The following is a 22,516-nucleotide window of genomic DNA, read 5'->3' on the forward strand; positions in this document are numbered from 1 at the left end:
CCTTATTCCGGCTTTACCAAAAACTGACCGGGTGGTCTTTATCACCACCCGTCAACCCCTTATTACGGTCGCGTAGGTCACAATCGAAGGTGCAAGATAAGCCCTTGTGGCAGACGATTCGAGAAACAAACAACGAGGCATCATCGGGTCGTACGCAGCGATTGGCGACAGCTTCACCGAGGGCGTCGGAGACCCCGGCCCCGGCGGGTCGCTCGTCGGCTGGGCGGACCGGTTCGCGGTCCTCCTCGCGGACCAGCTCCCGGTCCCCGATGCGGTGGTCGGCCCCGCGGACGGCCCGCACGGGAATTTCCGGTACGCCAATCTCGCCGTACGCGGACGACTCCTCGACCAGATAGTCGAGGAACAGGTCCCCCGCGCCAAGCAGCTGGCACCTGATCTGGTGAGCTTCTGCGCGGGCGGCAACGACATCCTCCGTCCCGGTTCCGACCCGGACGACGTGGCAGAACGCTTCGAGCGTGCGGTGGCCGACCTGAAGCAGGCGGTCGGCACCGTCATGGTCACCACCGGCTTCGACACCCGTGGCATCCCCGTGCTCAAGCACCTGCGGGGCAAGATCGCCATGTACACCGCGCACGTCCGGTCCATCGCCGACCGCTACGACTGCCCGGTGCTGGACCTGTGGTCCCTCAAGTCCGTGCAGGACCGGCGGGCCTGGGACAGCGACCGGCTGCACCTCTCGGCGGAGGGGCACACCCGGGTCGCGCTGCGCGCCGCCCAGGTCCTCGGCCTCGACCTGCCGGCCGACCCCGACCAGGTGTGGCCCCCGCAGGCGCAGCGCGGGACGCTAGAGGTGCGGCGCGACGACATCCACTGGGCGCGTGAATACCTCGTCCCGTGGATCGGCCGCAGGCTGCGCGGGGAGTCCTCAGGGGACCACGTCGAGGCCAAGCGCCCCGACCTGCTGCCGCTCTGAGCCGGCGGGGGCTGACGTGCCGTCAGTCTCTGCCGCATCGCGGTCCGGTGATGACCCGTCAGTCGATGGTCCTTGTCAGCGGCTGACGAAAGGGAGCGGACTCCGGGCCGGGCCCGGTGGCACGAGCCCGTCCGATTCCGGTATCCGCATCGGGCGGGCGGGTATCCGCTCCAGCACGCCTCCCGCGAAGACGTCGTACAACGGCAGCGTCTCCAGGTGTACATAGCCGATGTGGCAGTCGCACACATCGAGCGGGCAGCCGCGTGGGCTGAGCGAGCTCCGGTAGCTGCCGTCGTAGAGATTCCCCAGCTCGGCACGGACGAAGTGGCAGCGGCGTACGGTTCCGTCACCGTCCACCGAGATCACCGTCTCGCCGGTCCGGCACGGCAGCCCGGCCGAGCGGTGCGGATGCCTGCTGTAGGGGAACAGCGGGTCCAGGGCCGTCCAGCGGTCCGCCTGCTCGTCCGTGTACGTGTGCCCCTCGGCGGCGTTGACCCAGAGATAGACCTCGGGCGGCAGCGAGGAGCGCAGCCGGCGGGCCTCCGCCAGATGCTCGTCGAGACCGACGATCCCGACGCTGTAGCGCACTCCGAGGGCCGTCAGCTCCCGGCAACGGCCGAGGAACCGCTCGTACGGCGTCTGGCCGGGGTGGTACGTGCACCACAGGGCGACCTTGTCGCGGTCCGCCTCGGCCAGCCATCCCGTGCGGCCGCTGAGGTTGGTCTGGATGGCGACGCGGCCGACGTGCGGCAGCCGCGACATCTCGACGAGCGTCCTCCGGTACCAGGACCGCACCAGGCCCTCGCCCCACGGGGTGAACAGCACCGACAGCCGGTCGCCGGTCTGTGCGGCGGCCCACGCGGTGAACCGCTCCAGGGCAGCGCGGTCGGACCGCAGCTGCTCCCCGGTGTCCCGGCGCTTCGCGAACGGACAGTAGGGGCAGTCGTAGTCGCAGGAGGCCAGCGGGCCCCGGTAGAGGATCGTCAGGTCCGTGCTCATGGTCCGGCTCACTTCGCCTCGTACGCGGCCATCGCGACCCGCACCGCCGGGGAGAACAGCTCCGGGCCCAGGGCGTCGGAGTGGGCCAGGCCCTCGGGGGAGAGGCGCAGCAGACCGGGGCCCGCCGAACCGTCCAGCCAACCACGTCCGGCGAAGAGCTCCAGCTCGGCGGGGAAGTCCTCGCGGGGATCCGTACCGAAGCGTTCGCGGTACTCGGCGGGGCGCATGCCCTCGGCCTGGAGGAGCGACTGCAGGAGGTGGCGCCGGCGCGCCTCCCCGTCGTCGACGTACCGGCCGACCTCCGCCCGGGAGAAGTCCGTGGTGGTGGTGAAGCCGTCGATGATGCCCCGGATCTCCCGCATCTCCACCGCGTAGTCGAAGGAGTAGTGCAGGGAGGAGGTGTACGAGCGTGCCCCGCAGCCGAGCCCGATCATGCCGTCGGTCTGGCAGGCGTAGTCGTCGGGGCCGCCGTGCGGGGCGTCCGCGCGGCGGAACATCCGCATCGACACCTGCTCGTAGCCATGGGCCAGCAGATGGTCGCGGCCCGCCCTGTACAGCCGTAGCCGCTGTTCGTCCCAGGTGGCATCCGGGCCCTCCGGCTCCTCCGCCCCGGTGCCCAGCCGCCCGAGACCGGTCAGTGGGCGCACGTAAAGGGGATAGAGGTACAGCTCCTCCGGGCTCCAGGCCAGGGCGGCGTCCAGAGAGGTGCGCCAGCTCGCCTCGGTCTGCCCCTCGATGCCGTAGATCAGGTCGATGTTGAGGACCGGGATGCGGGCGTCGCGGATCCGGCCGAGCGCCGCCTCCACCTCTGAGCGGTGCTGAGGGCGGACAGCGGCCCTGGCCTCGGCGTCGACGAAGCTCTGCACACCGATGCTGATCCGGGTGGTGCCCCGGTCGGCCAGCACGGCCAGCCGGTCCGCCGTCGCCGTCGACGGCGAGGTCTCGACCGACAGGGGCACCGCACCCAGGTCTGCGCCCGTCCGCTTCTCCGCGATGTCGCAGAGGCGCTCCAGCTCGCCGGCGGTGAGGAAGGTGGGCGTGCCGCCGCCGAACGCGGCCGCGGCGAAACGAACCGGCCCGTCATCGCCCAGCGCGTCCCGGACCGCTGTGGCCTGCCGGTCGAGCGCGTCGAGGTAACGCGTCGTCAGCTCCTCGGGGGCGCCGATCCGGGTGAACAGATTGCAGAAGCCGCAGCGGACCTCGCAGAACGGTATGTGGAGGTAGAGGGAGAGCGCGTCCTTGCGCTCCGCCGCCCAGAGCTCGCTCAGCAACGGACGACCGGCGGGGTGGCCGTCGAGAGGGCGGTAGGCGGTCTTGTGCGGATAGGCGTAGACGTAGCTGAGATACGGGCTGGTGCCGTGCGTGGTGTCTGTCATCGGGTCGCCCCCGGTTCGAGGAAGAAATGGGCATAGGGCACGGTCCATACGGCCTCGTGGCCGATCCGGTGGCCGGTGTAGCCGTCGTCGCCGTACGCCGTGCCGTGATCGGAGCAGACGATGGCGAAACACCTGCGACGGCTGCTCGCGGCCGCGAAGAGACGCCCGATGTGGCGGTCCACGTACTCCAGGGCCGCGGCGTGGGTGGCCCGGGAATCACCCGCGTCGGCGGAGGCGCCGGGCAGGTGGAACCAGTTGGGCTGGTGCAGCGCCGACACATTGACGAAGAGGAAAAGCCGCTGGTCCGACGGGAGTTCCGAGACGACCCGCTCGGCGCGCGAGACCTGCGCCTCGAAGGACGTCGGGGAAGCGACACCGAACTCCGGCTCCCAGTGGCTCTCCTGGAACATGCCGGGCAGCACCGAGCCGAGCGGGGGGCGGCGGTTGAAGAAACCCACACCGCCGACGCACACCGTGCGATAGCCCACGGCGGCGAGGCCGGAGAGGATATCGGGGGAGTCGTGGACGAAGGTGCCGTCCGCGGTGGACTCGCTGCCCGCGAAGCGGGCGGCGAACAGCCTCGGATGAGGGCCGGGTGCGGCAGGTGTCGGCAGGAAACCGGCGAAGATCGCCTGGTGGGAGGCGTACGTGAAGCTGCCCGGCGCATGCCTCTTCTCCCAGACGCCGCCGGGCAGATGCCGGGCGAGATGCGGGATGCGCCCCGCCGCGGCCAGTTCCTCGGCCACGTCGAACCGCAGGGTGTCCAGGGTGACGAGCAGGAGATCGTGGCTGCCCACGATCGCGTTCATGTCGAGGTCGGGGGGCCGCACGTCGCGGGACGTGGGATCAGGGGGCCGCACGTCGCGGGACGTGGGATCAGGGGGCCGCACGTCGCGGGACGTGGGATCAGGGGGCCGCACGTCGTGGGACGTGGGATCAGGGGGCGTCGATGACACGGTTGTTCCTTGTTCGGTCGTCACTCGTCCGCCCGGTCCTGCGGCGGTCGTTGCCCGGCCGGGCGTCGTATGAAGAAGCCGCCAGCACGGCGGCGATCTGCGCGCCGTAGGTGTCCAGACCCTCCGCGCCGCTGCCGGGCAGACCGGTCAGCCGCGGCAGGAGGTCCCCGAAGGCATTCACCTCACCGACGGCGAAGCGCCGCCAACCCGTCGCGGGCAGCAGATCGACACCCACGCACAGCGTGTCCGGGAAGCAGGCCGCTGCCCGCTCGCACACGGCCAGAGCGGCACTCCAACTGCCGCCCGCCGCCTCGACGGCGGCCCGCACCTCGTCCAGATCACCGCGCGTACCGCCCAGGTGCAGATTGGTCATGGGGGACCGGCTGGTCCGTACGACGGCATGGGTCGCCCGCCCCGCGACCACCACGACCCGGAGATCGGCGACCCGCCCCCGCTGGGACGCCTTGGGCAGCCAGCGCTCGATGTGCAGTCCGTCCGGCGCCAGGGCGTCGACGAGCGCCGCCACCTCGCGCTCCGTCGTACAGCGGCGGACCCGTAGCGAGTTGAACAGCCGGCCCTCCTCGTCCCGCTCCACGGAGGTGGCCGCTCGTATCCGGCCCGGGCCCGCTGTTTCCAGGGCCATCACCCCGGAGGCGGAGGAGCCGTGCGCGGGCTTCACGAACACTCTCGGCATGCGGTGCTCGGCCATCAGACGACGCACATCCGCCCACCCCCGCACAGGGCCCGCGTCGGGCCCGGAGGTGGGGGAGTCCGGCACGGGCACCCCGGCGGCGTCCAGTGCGCCGTGGCAGAGCCGCTTGTCGAACAGCACTGCGATGTCCTGGGGGTCGTCCAGCAGTACCGCCCCCGCCGCCGTGGCCGCCCGCGCCACCTCCTGGACGGCCGAGGTGAAGCGTGCGTACCACCGCGCCGAGCCCTCGACCCTGGTCGGATCGTCGCCCCCGCGCAGCAGCCGGTCCACCTCGGGGTCCTCACCGGGCGAATCGATGCGCACGGTCTCCCCGGGAAGGAAGACCGCCCCTCCCCGCAGTACATCGAGCCAGGACACCGTACGCGCGGCAGGCAGGCCGGCGGCGCGCACGGCGTCCTGGAAGAGCCCGACCCTGCGGTTGGCCGGGATACCGACGACCGCCAGGCGCGGCGGCCCGCTATTCGCTGACAGCGACATAACGGGCCTCGTCCTCGGGGTCCCAGCGGTCCGCCTCGTCGAGATCGACCCGGATGCCCGCCCGGCCGCACAGCTCCTCGATGCGGGAGACGAAAGGATCCGAGAGGAAGTGGTGGTGCAGATCCAGCGTGGACAGGTGGGTGAGCGGCTGGCCGTCGAGCAGGGCCTGCGCCCCGGAGTCGCTGAGGGTCCCCATCGCGAGGGACAAGGACTCCAGCCGGGCGACCACAGGCGCCGAGGCGACGGCGGCGGCGATCTCGTCCTGGATCTCACTGTTCTGCAGTCCGAGATGCCGAAGACGGGGGAACGAGGCCCCGGAGAGCACGGGTGCCAGGTCCGCGACCGTGGTGTCACCGCCGTACCACTGGGAGCCGAACCAGAACTCCAGGTGTTCGAGGGCGGGCAGTTCGGACGCGCCGACCGCGCGGACGACATGCCCCGGCAGACCGCCCGACTCGAAGCGCAGTGTTTTCAGTGCCTGATGACGCACCGGCCGCAGCCGGAGATTCTCCTCCCCCGGCACTCCGTCACCGCAGCCGCGCACGCTCAGCTCCTCCAGGAGCGGGAGCGCTTCCAGTACGGGAGTGATGTCGCACAGCTCCAGCCAGGACAGCTCGCACTGCTCGCTCTCCACATCGGCGAGGAACAGCGCGCGCAGCGCCGGGAACCGGTGAGCGTCGGCGACGATCGCCCCGACGACCGGGTCGAGGGAGATGTAGTCCTCCTCCCACCAGGGGCCGATGAGCAGCGCCCGGACCCGGGTGGTGTCGACCTCGTCGAGGAAGCGCCGCCAGACCTCTTCGAACGGCAGCTCGTACGGATAGCAGTCCAGCCGCCACGCCACGGAGCCGGCCGCAGGCGGTGCGGCGGACTCCGCGGGGCCGGGCGGGGACAGGGTGTGGACCGGCAGGCCGTGAAAGGTTTCGTGGTCGGTGATGTCGGTCATCGCGTCCTCACTCCGCGACCGCGGTGTAGCGGCCCTCGGGGCCGCGGTTGTCCCACGGCTCACAGCGCCCGGACAGATCGACCGACACACCGTGCGGCTCCAAGGCCTCCGAGACGCGGCGCTCCATCGGCTCGGTGAGGAAGTGGTGGTGCAGGTCCAGCGAGGTGAGGTGGGTGAGGGGCTGGCCCTCGAGCAGCGCGGCCGCGCCCTCGTCGCCCAGCGTGCCGTTCGACAGATCGAGCGAGCGGAGCTGCGCGACGACCGGCGCCGAACCGATCACCGCGGCGATCTCGTTCTGCAGCTCGCTGTTGCGCAGGCCCAGGTGGCGCAGTCGGGGGAAGCGGGTACCGGCGAGCAGCGGCGCCAGGTCCGGGACGACCACGTCACCCCCGTACGAGGAGACACCGAGCCAGAGGTCCAGGTGCTCCAGCGAGGGAAGTTCACTGTCCAGCACGCCCCGCAGCGCCTCCGCGGGCAGCCCTCCGCTCTCGATGACGAGCCCACGCAGGGAGTCGTGCTTGACGGGCGGGAATATCAGGTCGGTGCCGCCGCGCACACCGAGATGGGTCAGGTCCGGGAAGGCGGTGAGCAGAGCGGTGACGTCCGACTGCTCGATCCAGGAGATCTCGGCCTCCTCCACCACCAGGTCCCCGACGAATATCGCCCGGAGCGAGGTCAGCCGGTCGGCCGCCGCGACGACGAGCCCGATGGGATAGGCCGAAGTCTCCTCGTACGACTCGGCCCACTGACCGATGATCAGAGCCTCGACACCTGACGGATCAACGGCTTCGAGGAAAGCCTCGAACTCCTCCTCCCACGTCACCTCCCCGTCGTCCGAGTCGTACGGATCGACGCAGATGCGCCAGGCCACGGCATCGGCCCGGGGGCGCGCGGACCCCTCGGTCTCGCGCTGGAATTCGACGGCCGGAAGGCCGAGCAACTCGTGCAGACGGTCCGCGTCGGACATGGCACTGAGCTCCTGATACTGGGGGCGACTGATGTCCGCAAGGTTTATCAAGCGCCACTGACAATGACGCGACCGGCCCCGGGGCCGCCGGCCCGTTCCTCGCGAGGGTGAGGGACGGCAGGCCCCGCACAAGATCACGTGCTCCCGTCCGTGACCGACCGCCGGGATCCGCCTCCAAGGCCGTCGATGTCAGACCCCCCTCGTAGCGTTTTCCCTGTGGCCGGCACAGGGGGTGCCGGCACGGAGGGGAGACGTCTGTGTACCGGCAGGGCGACGTACTTGTGGTGGCGCTGAGGGAGTCGGAGGTGCCCGCGCATTTCCTCGAAGCTCCGGGCGAACCGCGCGACGGGCGGGGGAGGCTGGTCCTGGCGCTGGGTGAGGTCACCGGCCACGCGCACGCGGTGCAGGGACCGGGCCGGCTGATGAGGGAGGCGGGGCCGTTCGGCCCGATGCTCCTCCATCTCCCCGAGGGCGGACGGGTGGTCCACGAGGAGCACGCCGCGATAGCGCTTCCGAAGGGCTGGTTCCGCGTCGTGCGTCAGCGTGAGTACGCCCCGGGCGCGGTCCGGATCGTCGCGGACTGATCCTCTCGCGGTGCGCGGAGCGGAATCCTTCCGGAGCGAGCGTTGAGCGGCGGTCCGGTGATGTGCGGTCAGAAAAACAGGAACAGGGGACGGGGAACACCGATGCAGTACGTGAACGCGTGGCGGGCCGTGGCGGCGGCGACAGGCAGGGCCGACCGGGGCGCGGCCGAGGACGGGGTGCGGCTCGCCTACCGTGGCGCGGGGCTCGCCGAGCCGGAGCGCATCATCTGGGCGGACTCGCCCAGGGCGGCCGTCGAGGTGGTTGAGAAGCTGTCCGGCGCGGGACGCTCCGTGCGCGAAGAGGTCCGCACCCGCCCCTGGGCGGAGGAACGGCGCCGTATGTACGACGAGCTGGGCCCTGCCGGATGGTCCGCACTGTGGTCCGCCACCGGGGCCCAGCTGTGGGAGACCACGGCCGCACTGGCCGAGCGGATACGGACCGGAGTCGTCGCCGAGCTCGCCACGCGGCCCGAGGACGAGTCCGACATCCGCCTCGTGCTGCTCGACGCGGTCCTCGGCCAGCACGACGCGGCATGGCTCGCGGCTTTCGACGGACGCGGTGACCGGCTGACGGGACTGGCGGAGGTCGCCAGGAACGCCGGTTGGTGGTGGCCCTACGAGCACGCCGTGGTGATCAGCGATCGGCCCGAGGCGCTCCACCGCGACGAGGCGGGACGGCTCGACCGGGGCGACGGACCGGCGCTCGCCTACCCGGACGGGTTCGCCCTGTACGCCTGGCGGGGAATGCCCGTGCCGGCCGAATTCCTGGACGGCCTGGCGAGCCTGACTCCGGACCGGATACGCGCCGAGGAGAACGCCGAGCTGCGCCGCGTGATGCTCGAGTACTACGGCTACGACCGCTACCTCGCGGAGTCGGGCGCTGAGCCTGTGCACCGGGACGAGACCGGGATCCTCTGGCGCATCGCGATGGAGGGCGACGAGGACGTCGTGATGGTCGAAGTCGTCAACTCCACCCCCGAGCCCGACGGAACGCACCGCACCTACTGGCTGCGGGTGCCGCCGAGGACCCGGACCGCGAAGGAGGGCGTCGCCTGGACCTTCGGGCTCGAGGGAGAGGTCTACGCGCCGGTGCGCCAGACCTGACCGGACGCGTGGCCGCCGTCGGCCGGCCGGTCCGTGACCGGCTCTCACGTGGTTCGCGGCCGGGCACGCGGGTGGTCCGCAGCCAGGCCCTCAGGCGGTCAGAACCTCGTGGTCGATGCCGAGTTCGCGGGCGAGCGCCTCTTCGGTCCATTGCAGCATGGTGGCCCTGGAGAGCGGACCCGCGTACGACGTCATCTGGACGGCCAGCCCGTCCAGGAGGGCTGTCAGCCGCCAGGCCACGGACATCGGATCCTCGCAGCGGAACTCACCCGCCGCGGCTCCCTCCTCGATGACCTCGGCCAGCTCGGCCTTCCACTGCTGGTCGAGATCTCCGGCCACCTCGCGCAGTACCGGATCACGCAGGGAGGACGCCCATCCCTCGATCCACAGCCGCCACCCCTTGGCCTGACCGGTCGGCGCGTACCAGCGAACGGCGGCCCGGAGCCGCCGGACCGCGCTCGTGCGGCGGGTCAGCAGCCTGCGCAGATGGGCGAGATCGGCCTCCGCCGCGTAGGCGAATGCGGCGGCAACCAATTTCTCCTTGGACGAGAAGTGGTAGAGCACGAGGGCGTTGCTCACCCCGAGAACGGAGGCGACATCGGCGATCCGGACCGCTGACACGCCCCGGACCTCGATCTGCTCGACGGCAGCGCGCAGGAGCTCCTCACGACGCTCCGCCACGCTCAGCCGTACTCTCGCCACTCGGTTACCTTAGCCAACGCCCTGGCCCGGACTTCCGCCCGTGTGCCCGATGGCCCTACCCGTACCAGCCGAACCGCTCCGACATCACCGGCAGGCGGTCCTCGACGAGCGCGTGCGCGGCTGCCCGTGGAGTGCAGCCGCCCGCCTCCGCCCGGTCGAGGACACGGTCGATGAGGGCACGCATGGAGCGGCGGGTGTACCCGAACGCCTCCTCCGCGTCGGGGCCGATGTCCCCGAACAGCGTCCACCACCACCAGGCGTTCGTGGCGGAGTTGACGACCACATCGGGCAGCACCGTGATCCCGCGCTCGGCAAGCAGCGCTTCCGCCTCCGGAAGCACCGGCATGTTCGCCGCCTCGACCACCCAACGGGCCCTGACCGAAGCCTGGTTCACGGCATCCACCGCGTACGACACGGCGGCCGGAACCAGCAGCTCGGCGTCGGCGGCCAGCCAGGCGTCGGCCGGCAGTTCCTCGTCCTCCGCCCGCAGCACCCCGCGGTCAACCGCCCCGTGCGCGTCCCGCGCGGCCAGCAGCGCCTCGACGTCCAGCCCCGCGGGATTGGCGATCGTGCCCTTGATGTCGGCGACCGCGACGACGTTCAGCCCGGCCTTCGAGAGGAAGCGAGCCGTCGCCCCGCCCATGGTGCCGAATCCCTGGAGCGACACCCGGGCACCGCGATGCGCCACACCCGCCCGCTCCAGTGCGACGAGCGCGGATTCCGCGACCCCGCAGCCGCCGACCAGCGCGTCCAGCCCGATCCCGTCCACCGTGACGGTGAAGGCGTCGGCCAGCCGTCGTCGTGCCTCCGCCTCGTCGTCCAGCAGCGGATAGACCGCCTGGACGGTGGAGACGAGCCCGGCCTCCGCCGCGGCCCGGTCGACGAGGTCCTGACTGAGCCCGAGATCCTCGCCGGTCGTCCAGACGTTCTCTACGTACGGGCGCATGGCCCTCAGATAGCGGACGAGCACACCGTAGGCGGCCGGGTCCCGCGGGTCGCAGTCGATGCCGCCCTTGGCGCCGCCCAGTGGGATGTAGCGCGCCCGTGGGCCGTCGGCGTCGAAGTGCAGGGCCTCCTTCATGGTCATGCCCCGCGCCAGGCCCGCCACCTCGGTGAGCGTGCAGCCCTCCCGCATCCGCAGTCCTCCGCTCGACACACCGCGCACCAGCCGGTCGACGACGAGGAAGCCCTCGATGCCGGTGACGTGGTCCGTCCAGGTCAGGGAGATCAGCGGGGCGGGGGAGGGGGACGGCACAGGGCGGCTCCTGGATGGCCTGAGTCAATTTACTGAACAGCGAGTCAGTATCGGGAGGTGCGGCAGCCGGTGTCAACGTGTACAGGGCACCAGATGTGACATCGCCGTACCCCAAATGCGGAATCCTTCGGCGGGTACGGACGTTGGATTCGGCATGACGGACATCGAACCCGCGCGCGATGCGCTGCTCCGGCTCCTCGGGGAGTACGACGGCGGAGTGCTGGTCACCCTCAAGCGTGACGGCAGGCCTCAGCTGTCCAACGTGAACCATGCCTACTACCCCGACGAAGGGGTTATCCGGGTGTCCATCACGGAAGGCCGCGCGAAGACCCGGAATCTCCGCCGGGACCCGCGGGCGAGCTACCACGTGACCAGCGACGACCGGTGGGCCTGGACCGTCGCCGATGTCACCGCCGAGCTGACGCCGCCCGCCGCCGACCCCCACGACGCGGTCGTGGAGCAGCTGGTCACCCTCTACCGGGACGTCCAGGGAGAGCATCCCGACTGGGACGACTACCGCCGGGCGATGGTCGAGGACCGCAGAGTCGTCCTCACCCTGAGGATCGAACACGTCTACGGCCAGCCGCGTGCCTGACGCGACACCCCCTGTGACACGGCTCCGGGTAGCGCACGGATATTGCTCCGTTCACCTTCGTGCTCTCGCTCCGTCCTGCCTCCCGACCATAATGAGACGACACCCACTCCCTCAGGAGATGTTGTGACCGGCGCCGACAATCAGCCCTCGCTCCGTGCAAGACTCCGCTCGCTGCGCCCCGACGCCTTCGGGGCGGACCCGGCAGGGGCGCGGATGGAGCGGATCCGCCGCTCGCCCAATTTCGCCGACGGAGTGTTCCAGAACCCGGAGGGGGCCCGGACCAGGCCGTCGGGCTCCATGCTCGAATTCGCCAAGGTGTACTTCCAGAGGGAGGAGCGGGCCCGCAGATCCCCGCTCGGCACCGTGCCCATCCACGCCACGACCCTGGCCGACCTGGCCGCGCCGCCGGCGACGGGCCTGCGGGTGACCTGGCTGGGCCACTCCAGCGTGCTCATCGAGATCGACGGCCGCCGGGTGCTGTTCGACCCCGTCTGGGGCGAGCGCTGCTCGCCGTTCGCCTTCGCCGGGCCCAAGCGGCTGCACCCCGTCCCGCTGCCGCTCGCCTCGCTCGGGACCGTCGACGCCGTCGTGATCTCCCACGACCACTACGACCACCTCGACCTGCCGACGATCAAGGCCCTGGCGGGGACGGACACGGTTTTCGCGGTGCCGCTCGGTGTCGGCGCCCACCTGGAGCGATGGGGCGTGTCCCTGGACCGCATCCACGAGCTCGACTGGAACGAGACCGCGGAGATCGCGGGCATCAGCCTGACCGCCACCCCCGCTCGGCACTTCTGCGGCCGAGGGCTGCGCAACCAGCAGCACACGCTCTGGGCGTCGTGGGTCGTCGCGGGCCCGGAGCACCGGGTCTACCACAGCGGGGACACCGGCTATTTCTCCGGCTTCAAGGACATCGGGGCCGCCCACGGCCCCTTCGACGCGACGATGATCCAGGTCGGTGCCTACTCGGAGTACTGGCCGGACATCCACATGACACCGGCCGAGGGCCTGCGGGCGCACCTGGACCTCCAGGGCGGCAAGCCGCACGGCGCGCTGCTGCCGATCCACTGGGGCACCTTCAACCTCGCTCCGCACCCGTGGTCGGAGCCCGGGGAGTGGATGCAGGACGCTGCCGACGAGGTGGGGCAGGGGGTGGCGTTCCCCCGTCCGGGCGAGCCGTTCGAACCGGCGGAAAAGCTCCCCTCGGACGCATGGTGGCGTGCGGTGTCGTCGCCCATCCCGCATCCGTGGCGTCGTTCGGAGGTGGCGGAGGCGGCACCGGTGCACCGGGAAGAAGTCGACCTCGCGGGCGAGCGGTGACCAGGCGCAGCCCGGCCCGGCCCGGTCGAACAACGGCACTGTGACGACACGTCCTACGGCTTCGGGCCGCCCGTGCGCAGATAGCCCTGCTGCGCCGCGTGGACGCCGGCCTGGAAGCGGCTGCGGGCGTCCAGATGTCCGAGCAGGCCCGTAGCGATGCGGCGGGCGGTGCGGGGGGAGACGCCGAGCCGTTTGGCTATTGCCTCGTCCGTGTAGCCCCGCGCCAGTAGCCGCAGTGTCTCTTGCTGTTGGCGGGTCAGCGCGTCGGCCTCGTGCTTCTCCTCCCGGCCCAGCGGCTCCGCCCGGTCCCAGACACTCTCGAACAGCGCCTCCAGGGCCGCGATGAGCCCTCGCCCGGTCACCACCAGTGCCCCCAGCGAGGAGTCCTGGTCGTCCAGGGCCACCAGGGCCAGCCGATGGTCGGTGATGATCATGCGCGTACTGAGCGACGGCGCGGTGCGGATCTCGGCACCCAGCGAGGCCAGCCAGCTGACGTGCGCCACCGTGGGGGCGTGGTTGTGGACGCTGTCCAGATAGACCGTACGCATCCGCACCCCGCGCCCCAGCAGCCGCTGGTTGAGCGGGCGGGAGGCGCGCATGTTCTCCTCGGTCTGCGCACCGCCCGTGGCGAAGGTCTGGATCTCCTCCGCCACCTCCTCGTGCAACCGGTCCAGATAGTCCCGCACATGATCCACACCGTTCAGGTGCACCACCGGTGACTCGCCCGTGACCGGGTCCGAGGCGGGCAGCCCGCTGAGCAGGCCGGCCACCGCCGCCTCGCCCGCCCGCACCCGCTGCTCGCGCGCCGCGAGGTCGGCCCGCTGCCGGGCCAGCAGCGTCTCCAGGCCGAGTCGCGGGTTGACCACATGGACCCGGCGCGGGTCGCCCCCGGCGGACGGACGGACCAGCGAGAGATCCACCAACTCCTTTAGGACACAATTGAACTGATCCGACGTCATGCCCAACCGGGAGCAGTGCTCCGTCGAGGTGTCGTGCGGCCGGTCGAGCAGTGCGCGGTACACGGCCTCCGCCGTGGCGTCCAGACCCAAGGGGCCGAGCATCGTCCCTCCTCGCCAGGAGGCATGCGCCTCCGGGTGGTAATTTCCGCAGGCCGCGATGGATTCTCTTCGACTCTCCGGTGATGCTTCGGCAAAGATCATGACACGAGCGCGCGCCGTCGGGCAGAGGGCCTTTTGCGCCAGTGCGGGCAGGGCTCGGTGGCTGGACGGAAGGGGCCATGGCCTCATCGGTCCACCGGTCCGACCTTCACCGTTGCATCACTTCATACAAAACTCGCCATGCTGTAGACCGCTTCCCGCAGACAGTCGGAAGGGCTCCTCACATGACTCGCCTCCACCGCACTCCCTGTCCGGGACTCAGAACCCTCGTCCTCACCGGGTTCGCCGTCGTCACCCTCGTCGTTCCTGCCCTGGCCGCGACCGCGGCCGCGACCACCACCGCTCCCAACGCCGCCGCGTCCGCCGGGGCCCCCAGCTCCGGAGTGACCCCCGGCCACGTGCGCCCCCCCGTTTCCGATCGGGGCCCTCACGACTTCGGCTGGCAGTAGGCCGGGAGGGCACGGCATCCGTGCGGCCCGACGCGGCCGAGGCGAGGTACGGAGGGAAGGCGGACGGGGTGCGATTCCAACTGCTCGGGCCATTGAGCATCACCGACGGGCGGGATGTGGTGGTACTCCCGCCCTCCAAGCCGACCGCGCTGCTGGCCGCGCTGCTCATCCGCCCCGGCTCCGTGGTCTCCACCGAGCATCTGCGCGGCGTCGTCTGGGGTGAGGAGCAGCCGGCCACCGCCAAGGCCGCGCTGCAGAGCTGCGTTCTGAGGCTGCGCCGGATCTTCGCCAAGTACGGCATCGAGGACCAGGCTGTCGTGGCGATGGCGGGCGGCTACCGCATGAGCGCCGACGTGGAGACCCTCGACCTGCTGCACTTCCGGCAGCTCGTGGGCCGGGCCGGCACCTCCGGCGGAGAATCCGAGCTCTACACCCTGCGTCAGGCACTCGCCCTGTGGCAGGGCCCGTTGCTCGCCAATGTCCCCTCCGACCTGCTGCACCGGGACGAGGTGCCCCGGCTCGCGGAGGAGCGGCTGCGAGTGCTGGAGCGGGTCTGCGACATCGAACTGGAGCACGGTCGCTGCCGTGAAACACTCGTTGATCTTTGGGAGGTTACGCGCGTATACCCGGGCCGTGAACGGTTCGTGGAGCAGCTCATGCTGGCGCTGTACCGCACCGGCCGGCAGACCGAGGCGCTCGCGGAATACCGCCGGATCAAGGGGTATCTGCGGGACGAACTCGGCGTCGACCCGCGTGCCGGACTCCAGCGGCTCGAACTGGCCATCCTGCGTGGCGACGACCTCGGCGGCCTTGACGTGGGCCGGGCATCCGTCTCGCTCGCTCCGCCCCCGCACACGGGGGCGCCGGACCCGGCGTTCGGGGAAGAGGCGGACCCCGGCACCGGGGAGCCGGTCCACGGCGCCGGGTGGTCCGACGACGGGACAGCCGAGACGGCACCGCTCCCCGCCGTGCCCTGCTTCACCGGACGCGCACGCGAAGTAGCCGCCCTGGGGCAGCTGTTGACGGGCAAGCCGGAATCTTCGGGGCGCGCCCCCGTCGCGGTGCTCTCCGGGGCGCCCGGCATCGGCAAGACCGCGCTCGCCCTGCACATCGCCCATGCGGTGGCCGCCCACTACCCGGGCGGCTGCGTCCTGCTCCCGCTGACCCGCCCGGACGGCACCCCGCTGCCCGTGCGCGAAGCCACCGAGCAGCTGCGCCGGTCCTTGCCCGCGCCCGCCACAGGGCGCGGCCGGACCCTGCTGATCCTGGACGATGTCGTTCACCCCGACCAGGTACGGGCGTTGCTGACCGCCAATGCGGACGGCGCCGCGATCGTGACCAGCCGGATGGGGCTCGCCGCACTCGTCGCCACGCACGGCGGCACCGTCCACCGCCTGGGCGCCCTGGAACCGGGGGAGTCCTACGCCCTGCTCACCGCCGTGCTCGGCCGCGAACGGGTCGAAGCCGAACCCTCGGCCGCCCACCTGCTCGCCTCCGTGTGCGGGCACCACCCGCTGGCCCTGCGGATCGCCGCCGCCCGGCTGCTCACCCGGCCCCGGCTGCCGCTGGCCGACTGCGCCGACTGGCTGCGCCGCGACCTGCCCGCCCGCCTCACCCTGGCCGACGACCCCCGCATGTCGGTGCCGCTGACCCTGGACGAGGCCCTGGAACGGCTGCCCCCGGGGCTGGCCGAGGCGCATCTGCGGCTCGGGGCGAGGGCCCCTGATCCGCTGACCACCGGCGGGGCCGCCGATGCCCTCGGCGTTCCGGAGGAGACGGCGGAGGAGGTGATGGAGCGGCTCCTCGACGCGGGCCTCCTGGAGGAGGGGCTGTCCGGGGCCTTCTGGATGCACGACCTGCTCCGGGCGCACGCCCGGCGCGCGGCGGCACCCGCCACCCGGCACGCACCGGCCCTGCTGCGCCCGCCCCGACGCGAGGAGATCCCCCCGGTGGGCAGCACAGCCGCCCTGCGCTGATGCGGACCGCACGCACCCGGCGTGGTGCCGGAGTCCCTGGCGTACGCCCTCTGTGCCACTCGACGCACCACGAGCTTCATCCGTAATACCCGTAACACCCCGTCAGCCCTAGACCCGCGCCCGGCACGACAACCGAACAGGCCCAGACCCCGGGCCACCCCACTCCGCCCCCGAACAAGAGGTGTGACGCAGGCATGGCAACAACGCCGTACGCAGAGACCGCCGGGACCCGGCCGCGAGTCCGTCGCGACGTCCTGTTCACCGAGACACCCAACGGGGTGATCTTCCACAACGCGGACGGCGGGTTCCAGCTCACCGCCAAGTCCGGTTACCGGTTCGCGACCCTCCTCGTGCCGCACCTGGACGGCAGCAGATCCGTCGAGGAGATCTGCCAGGGCTTCGGGGAGCGTCAGAAAGCGATGGTGGGCGAACTCGTCGCGGCACTCTACGCGCGTGGCTTCGCCCGTTCGGTGCCGCCGGCGGAAGAGGCGGCCGCCGCCGTCTCCCCGGCCGTGACCGCCCGCTTCGCCGAGCAGATCGCCTACATCGACCACTACGCCGACGACGCCGGTGCCCGGTTCGCCCGCTACCGCGCCACCCGCGTCGCCGTCCTCGGCGACGGCCCGGTGGCCCGCTGGTGCGCGCTGTCGCTGATCCGCAACGGCTGCGCCACCGTGGCGGTCGATCCCGCGCTCCTGGACGGCTCCGGCGGCGTCACGCCCGAGGAGTTCGCGACCGTCCACCGCGAGGCGGCCGAACTCGCCGACCAGGACTGCCCGGTGACGCTGGCTGCGCTGCCGGGCGCCCGGACCGAGCCGGCGGGCTGGGCGGCGTACGAGGGGTACGACGTCGTGGTGGCCGCCGCCGGACCCGGCGTACCGGCGGCCGTGCTCGCCCTGCTGCGTGAGGGCGTCCCCGAGGGCCGGACGCTGCTGCCCGCCTGGACGTTCGGGCCCCGGGCCGTGGTCGGGCCGGTGATGACGGCCGGATCGACGGGCTGCTGGTCCTGCGCCGCCCTGCGCTTCGGCGCTTCCGGCGGCCCGGCCGACGCGGCCGCCGCCGACCTGTGGAGCGGGCTCGCCCTGGGCACCGGCACCTCGGGCGCACAGCCCGCCGGACCGCTCGCCGCCATGCTCGGCAATCTGCTCGGCTACGAGGTTTTCCGCCTGGTCACCGAGGCGCTCCCGGCCGAGACCCGGGGCAAGCTGCTCATCCAGGACATGGCGTCCTTCGACGTGGCCTCGGAGCCGCTGCTGCCGCACCCCCGCTGTCCGTTCTGCGCCACCGCCGCGACCGCTCCGGAACCGGTCGACCTGTCATCGGCCCCGGCACGCCCGGCGTTTCTGCCGACCGTGGCCACCGCCCCGGACGACGAAGCAGCCCAGGGCCCTCTGGCCGAACTGGAGCGCCGCTCCGCGCTGGTCCGCCCGCACGCCGGGGTCTTCACCCACTACGCGGACGAGCCCCTGACACAGACCCCGCTGAAGGTCGGCTCCGTCGTCCTCGGTCTGGGCCCGCGTGGCCTCCGCACCGTCACCGCCTTCGACGTCCACCACACCGCCGGGGCCCGGCTGCGCGCGCTGAACGCCGCGGCGTCCGTCTACGCCGAGCACGTGGTGCCCGCCGCCCCCGCCCCGGACGACACCGTGCCCGCCGTGGATCCGGAGGCCCTCACCATCGCCTCCGGTACCGGCGCCGGTACCCACACCGCCTGGACCCCGGCCACCTCACTCGTCACCAAGGAGCAGATACGGGTGCCCGCCGGGGCCGTACGCCCCTTCGGCAGGGACAACGCCGACCGGCGCTTCGAGCCCACCCGGGCCGGTACCGGCGCCGGGGCCGACCTGCCGGAGGCCGCCGCCTGCGGGTTGCTCTCCGCGCTCGCCCACGACGCCCTGACCCGGGCCGTCCGGCAGTCCGGGGAAGTGGCCGTGATCCCGCACGAGGAGCTCGGCGACGACCCCGAGGTGACGTTCCTGCTCCGCTCCGCCTCCCACCTGGGCCTCACCGTGGAGCTGCTCGACCTCGGCGAACCCGCCCACTCCGGCGCCCATGCCGTCCTGGCCCGGGCCACCGGACCCGCCCGCTGGGCCGTCGGCGCCGCCCTCGACCGTGCGGGCGCCGTCGTGGAAGCCGTACGGGACCTGCTCGGCGAGGCGCAGTACGCGGCCGACGCCGACGGTGGAGCCGGCACCGCCCCCGACACCGGCGACCCACTGCTCCGCGACCTGGACGCGGCCCTGGTCGCGGTCACCCGCACCGAGCCCGCGCCGCCCGGTCCGGCCACGGACTGGGCCCGACTCCTGGACCGCCTCCGCACCGCCGGCCGGGACGCTCTGGTCGTGTCCACGCACGCGGCCGACCTGCCCACCGCCGGCATCCACACCGTGCGCGTCCTGCTCACCCGGGCGGTCACCGATGCGGGCTGAGTCCACCGAGCGCCCCGGGGCCACCGGGCGCCCGCGCACCGGGACCACCGAGCGCACCGGGACGACCGCGCGGGCCGGGTCCGCGCGCCGGTTCGCCGGGGCCCTGAGCGACGCCCTCGACGAGCTCGCCCCCGCCACCGCGCCCGCTGTGGCGGTGGCCCCGCTCGGCGACCGTGACGCGTACACCGCCGCCGCGCCGGCGGAACGGGGCGCCGTTCCCGTCCACCTGTACGGACGTCAGGTGCTGGTCGGCCCCTGGCCCACCGGCGGCCGGGCCGCCGGCTGCGGGACCTGCCTGGCGCGCCGGTGGCAGGGCGTGCGCTCGGTGCCCTTGCGCGAAGGGCTCGAACTCCGCTCCGAAACCCGGGCGGTGGGCGACTGGCCGTACGCCACCCCGTTCGCCGCGACCGCAGTGGCCGCGCTCCTGGCGGGCCTCGGCCGTGCGCAGCCGGACCCCGGACCGTACCCGAGGGTGCACCTGCTGGACCTGGACGCCATGACCGTACGCAGCCACCCCCTGGTTCCGGACCCGGAGTGCCCCGACTGCGGAGCACCCGGCCCGGACACCGCCGAGGGCGCCGCGTACGCCCCCGAGACCGCACCCAAGTACCGGCCGGGCGCCTTCCGGGTGCGCCGGATCGAGGACTACCGGCTGCCGGTGGACGCCTTCGCCAACCCGCACTGGGGCGCGCTCGGCCCTTCCGTCATCTGCGACGTCGCCTCCACCACCACCTCCGCCACCGTCGGCTGCTTCTCCACCCGGTCCGGGGAGTACCTGCGCGAGACCTTCTGGGGCGGTCACGCCGGCACCTACGCGCACAGCCAGCGCATCGGCGTCCTTGAAGGACTGGAGCGCTACGCCGGAATGCGCGCCCGCGCGAAGGCCACCCGGCTCACCGCCTCGCTGGACGACCTCGGTCCCGACGCCGTCGACCCCCGCGAAACAGGCCTGTACTCCGAGGAGTTCCACCGCGCCAACCCCCGGGTGCGCCCCTTTACCCCGGACCGGGAGATCCCCTGGGTGTGGGGCTGGTCCCTGCGCGATGCCAAGCCCCGCCCCGTTCCCGAGATCCTGGCCTACTACCACGCACCCGGCCTGGAGAACCGCTTCGTCCAGGAGAGCTCCAACGGCTGCGCCTCCGGGGGCAGTACGGAGGAGGCGGTCTACTTCGGCCTGATGGAGGTCGTCGAGCGGGACGCCTTCCTGCTCGCCTGGTACGGGCAGGTGCCGCTGCGGGAGATCGACCACGCGACCAGCGCCCGCCCCGCCACCCGGCACATGGTCGACCGGCTCGCCATGTACGGCTACCGGGCCCGCTTCTTCGACACCCGGATCAGCTTCCCCGTCCCCGTCGTCACCGCCGTCGCCGAGCGCTTCGACGGGGGAGTGGGCCGGATGTGCTTCGGGGCGGGCGCCGGGCTCGACCCGGAATCGGCTCTTGACTCCGCGCTGTGCGAGATCGCCACCGACTCGGTCAACCTGGTCGGCCGCACCCGGCGCGACGAGCCCCGGCTGCGCGCCATGGCCGCCGACTTCGACCGGGTCACCACCCTGCACGACCACCCGCTCGCCTACGGCGTACCGGAAATGGGGCGGCACGCCGACTTCCTGCTGCGCCAGGAGGCCCTGGAGCCTCCGCTCGCCGTCGCCGACCTGGTGTGGCCGGACGCCGACGGAGCCCCCGCCGCCCCGGACCTGCGCGAGGACCTGCTGCGCGCGGTGGGCGCCGTCACCGCCGCCGGGTACGACGTCGTCGTGGTCGACCAGACCCTGCCCGAGCAGCGCGCCGTCGGGCTGCACACGGTGAAGGTCCTGGTGCCCGGTCTCGTCCCCATCGACTTCGGCTGGTCACGGCAGCGCGCCCGCCGCATGCCCCGGATGCGCACCGTCCTCGGCGCCGCCGGCCTCAACCCCGCCCCGCACCCGTTCCCGTGACGGCCCGTCCGTACCGCACGCCCATCCGAAAGGGGGCCGACCTCATGGGGTACGCCCACGAGTACGCCGACGCCGTCCTGCACCGGGGCCGCGTCCCGATGGAACCCGCCGACTTCGTGCCCGACTGGCCCGACGGGCCGCGCAAGTGCAAGTTCTACCCCGGCGTGGAGTCCTACGCCCTGCCCGACGGCGACGGCCTTCCCGACGCCCCGGCGGCCCGCGGCCTGCTTCCGGCCGGCGCACCCGGCCCGGACCCCGCCACCGCGCCCGACCCGGCGGGCTTCACGCTGCCGCTGCTCTCCGCCATGCTCAAGGACTCCTACGGGCTGACCGGCCGCCGCCTCGGGATCCAGGCCAACAGCGATCTGACCGGCCTGCCCTTCTACACCCACGCCAACTGGTCGCGGGGCACGGCGGGTGGCGGCGGCCTCTACCCGGTCAGCATCTACTGGGCTGCCGGCCCGTCCGGCCCGCTCACCCCCGGCATCCACTACTACGACATCCACCGGCACGCCGTGCAGCGACTGCTGACCGGTGACGTCTCGGCCCGGATCCGCGAGGCGCTCGGCCCGGACGCGCCCGCCGAGGCGCTGGAGACCGACCAGTACCTGATCCTCGGCGTCAAGTACTGGCAGAACTCATTCAAGTACAACAGCTTCTCCTACCACGTGGTCTCCACCGACCTCGGCACGCTCGTGCAGACCTGGCGGATCTGGGCCGGCGCCCGGGGGCTGCGGACCGCGCCCGTGCTGTGGTTCGACGAGCCCCGCCTGAACGGCCTGCTCGGCACCACGGGGGAGGAGGAGGGCGTTTTCGCCGTCGTCCCGCTGCGCTGGGCGGATGAGCAGGCCCCTGCCGCCGCGGTCGCGGCCCCCGGCCCCGACCCGGCCGTCCGGCACCGGGACGTCGAACGGTCGCGGACCGTCCTGGACTTCCCGACCGTGCGCGCGATGCACACCGCGACCACCGCCCGCGCGGCCGACCGCCCCGCCTCCGGCGCGCTCGCCCCGGCCGCCGCCCTGCCGGTGCCCGCCGGCGGCACCCGCGTCGCGCTGCCCGCCCCGGCCTTCCCCGACGTACCCGTACGCCGGACGCTGCGCGAGCGGCGCAGCAGCTTCGGCCGCTTCGACGCTGCCCGGCCACTCACCCGGGCCCAGCTCTCGGCGGTCCTCGCGGCCTGCGCCGCGACCTCACTGGAGAGCGACGCCGACCCGGCCGGCACCGTACGGCAGGCCCGGCTCTACGCCTTCGTCAGCCATGTGGAGGGCATCGGGCCCGGCGCGTACGCCTACGACCCGGACGCGGACGAACTGCGGCTCGTCGAGGCCGGCGCCCAAGGGGAGTTCCTTCAGGAGAACTACTTCCTGGCCAACTACAACCTGGAGCAGGCGGGCGCCGTCCTCGTGCCGACCGTCCGGACCACAGCCGTCCTGGACGCGGTGGGGGACCGCGGCTACCGGCTCGCCGTCGGCACGGCCGGCGCCGTGGCCCAGACGTTCTACGTCGCCGCGGCGGCCCTCGGGATCGGCGCCGGCGTGGCGTTGGGCTTCGACAACATCTCCTTCATCGAGAAGCTCGGACTGGGCGACGGAGACGAGGCGCCCCTGTTGATCATGCCCCTCGGCAACGAGCGACCCCGGCCCGCCGACTTCCGCCACGAGATCGCCTGACGGGGAGACCT

General features: G+C 72.4%; 19 protein-coding genes. 10 read left to right on the plus strand and 9 right to left on the minus strand.

Annotation, left to right across the window (positions count from 1 at the left end; translation table 11 throughout):
* The first annotated feature begins 106 nt into the window (after positions 1–106).
* Positions 107–934 (plus strand): SGNH/GDSL hydrolase family protein, encoded by an 828-nt coding sequence (locus ACFWFI_RS09815; RefSeq protein WP_387387552.1) that lies wholly within the window; start codon positions 107–109, stop codon positions 932–934.
* Between the two features lie 75 nt (positions 935–1,009).
* On the opposite strand, the gene ACFWFI_RS09820 is transcribed toward ACFWFI_RS09815, so the two are convergent.
* From ACFWFI_RS09820 to ACFWFI_RS09845, 6 genes are all read right to left on the minus strand, one after another.
* Entirely contained in the window at positions 1,010–1,933 is a 924-nt protein-coding gene (locus tag ACFWFI_RS09820; RefSeq protein ID WP_387387553.1) for an STM4011 family radical SAM protein, read from the minus strand.
* A gap of 8 nt (positions 1,934–1,941) precedes the next feature.
* On the minus strand, positions 1,942–3,309 hold the full coding sequence (locus tag ACFWFI_RS09825) for an STM4012 family radical SAM protein (protein WP_387387555.1): 1,368 nt from the start codon (positions 3,307–3,309) through the stop codon (positions 1,942–1,944).
* Entirely contained in the window at positions 3,306–4,118 is an 813-nt protein-coding gene (locus ACFWFI_RS09830) for an STM4013/SEN3800 family hydrolase (RefSeq protein ID WP_387387603.1), read from the minus strand. The genes ACFWFI_RS09825 and ACFWFI_RS09830 overlap by 4 nt, the downstream gene beginning before the upstream one ends.
* 127 nt (positions 4,119–4,245) lie before the next feature.
* The gene (locus ACFWFI_RS09835) at positions 4,246–5,454 is read right to left on the minus strand and encodes an STM4014 family protein (protein ID WP_387387556.1); all 1,209 of its coding nucleotides are present in this window, start codon (positions 5,452–5,454) and stop codon (positions 4,246–4,248) included.
* Positions 5,435–6,400, minus strand: a complete 966-nt coding sequence (locus ACFWFI_RS09840; RefSeq protein WP_387387557.1) for an STM4015 family protein — start codon at positions 6,398–6,400, stop codon at positions 5,435–5,437. The genes ACFWFI_RS09835 and ACFWFI_RS09840 overlap by 20 nt, the downstream gene beginning before the upstream one ends.
* A gap of 7 nt (positions 6,401–6,407) precedes the next feature.
* Positions 6,408–7,367, minus strand: coding sequence for an STM4015 family protein (locus tag ACFWFI_RS09845; RefSeq protein ID WP_387387559.1), 960 nt, complete (start codon positions 7,365–7,367; stop codon positions 6,408–6,410).
* Positions 7,368–7,624: 257 nt separating this feature from the next.
* On the opposite strand from ACFWFI_RS09845, the gene ACFWFI_RS09850 reads away from it, so the two are divergent.
* Together ACFWFI_RS09850 and ACFWFI_RS09855 are read left to right on the plus strand one after the other, a co-directional pair.
* Positions 7,625–7,951, plus strand: a complete 327-nt coding sequence (locus ACFWFI_RS09850; protein ID WP_387387560.1) for a hypothetical protein — start codon at positions 7,625–7,627, stop codon at positions 7,949–7,951.
* A gap of 102 nt (positions 7,952–8,053) precedes the next feature.
* Positions 8,054–9,055: a DUF6745 domain-containing protein gene (locus ACFWFI_RS09855; protein ID WP_387387562.1), complete on the plus strand. Its 1,002-nt coding sequence runs from the start codon at positions 8,054–8,056 to the stop codon at positions 9,053–9,055.
* A 90-nt stretch (positions 9,056–9,145) separates the two neighbouring features.
* Here ACFWFI_RS09855 and ACFWFI_RS09860 read toward each other — a convergent pair whose 3' ends face one another.
* Together ACFWFI_RS09860 and ACFWFI_RS09865 are read right to left on the minus strand one after the other, a co-directional pair.
* Complete coding sequence (locus ACFWFI_RS09860) at positions 9,146–9,757, minus strand: TetR/AcrR family transcriptional regulator (protein WP_387387564.1); 612 nt, start codon at positions 9,755–9,757, stop codon at positions 9,146–9,148.
* Between the two features lie 55 nt (positions 9,758–9,812).
* The gene (locus ACFWFI_RS09865) at positions 9,813–11,012 is read right to left on the minus strand and encodes a Glu/Leu/Phe/Val dehydrogenase dimerization domain-containing protein (protein ID WP_387387566.1); all 1,200 of its coding nucleotides are present in this window, start codon (positions 11,010–11,012) and stop codon (positions 9,813–9,815) included.
* 154 nt (positions 11,013–11,166) lie between these two features.
* Here ACFWFI_RS09865 and ACFWFI_RS09870 point away from each other — a divergent pair, with 154 nt between their 5' ends.
* The gene (locus ACFWFI_RS09870) at positions 11,167–11,607 is read left to right on the plus strand and encodes a PPOX class F420-dependent oxidoreductase (protein ID WP_387387568.1); all 441 of its coding nucleotides are present in this window, start codon (positions 11,167–11,169) and stop codon (positions 11,605–11,607) included.
* A 123-nt stretch (positions 11,608–11,730) separates the two neighbouring features.
* Positions 11,731–12,927, plus strand: a complete 1,197-nt coding sequence (locus ACFWFI_RS09875; protein ID WP_387387569.1) for an MBL fold metallo-hydrolase — start codon at positions 11,731–11,733, stop codon at positions 12,925–12,927.
* A 53-nt stretch (positions 12,928–12,980) separates the two neighbouring features.
* Here ACFWFI_RS09875 and ACFWFI_RS09880 read toward each other — a convergent pair whose 3' ends face one another.
* A complete protein-coding gene (locus tag ACFWFI_RS09880; protein ID WP_387387571.1) occupies positions 12,981–13,988 on the minus strand; it encodes a helix-turn-helix domain-containing protein in 1,008 nt (335 codons plus the stop codon).
* 281 nt (positions 13,989–14,269) lie between these two features.
* Between ACFWFI_RS09880 and ACFWFI_RS09885 the strand changes: the two genes are divergently transcribed.
* The 5 genes from ACFWFI_RS09885 to ACFWFI_RS09905 all read left to right on the plus strand — a co-directional run bounded on the left by ACFWFI_RS09885 (position 14,270) and on the right by ACFWFI_RS09905 (position 22,505).
* Positions 14,270–14,494, plus strand: coding sequence for a hypothetical protein (locus ACFWFI_RS09885; RefSeq protein ID WP_387387573.1), 225 nt, complete (start codon positions 14,270–14,272; stop codon positions 14,492–14,494).
* Positions 14,495–14,562: 68 nt separating this feature from the next.
* Entirely contained in the window at positions 14,563–16,470 is a 1,908-nt protein-coding gene (locus tag ACFWFI_RS09890) for a BTAD domain-containing putative transcriptional regulator (protein ID WP_387387575.1), read from the plus strand.
* 194 nt (positions 16,471–16,664) lie between these two features.
* Entirely contained in the window at positions 16,665–18,899 is a 2,235-nt protein-coding gene (locus tag ACFWFI_RS09895) for a TOMM precursor leader peptide-binding protein (protein WP_387387577.1), read from the plus strand.
* Positions 18,889–20,835: a TOMM precursor leader peptide-binding protein gene (locus ACFWFI_RS09900; protein ID WP_387387579.1), complete on the plus strand. Its 1,947-nt coding sequence runs from the start codon at positions 18,889–18,891 to the stop codon at positions 20,833–20,835. Before ACFWFI_RS09895 ends, ACFWFI_RS09900 begins: the two co-directional genes overlap by 11 nt.
* 44 nt (positions 20,836–20,879) lie before the next feature.
* On the plus strand, positions 20,880–22,505 hold the full coding sequence (locus ACFWFI_RS09905) for a nitroreductase family protein (RefSeq protein ID WP_387387581.1): 1,626 nt from the start codon (positions 20,880–20,882) through the stop codon (positions 22,503–22,505).
* Positions 22,506–22,516: the final 11 nt, after the last annotated feature.

The sequence above is a fragment of the Streptomyces sp. NPDC060209 genome (genome assembly GCF_042728155.1).
In the GTDB taxonomy this organism is placed as follows: domain Bacteria; phylum Actinomycetota; class Actinomycetes; order Streptomycetales; family Streptomycetaceae; genus Streptomyces.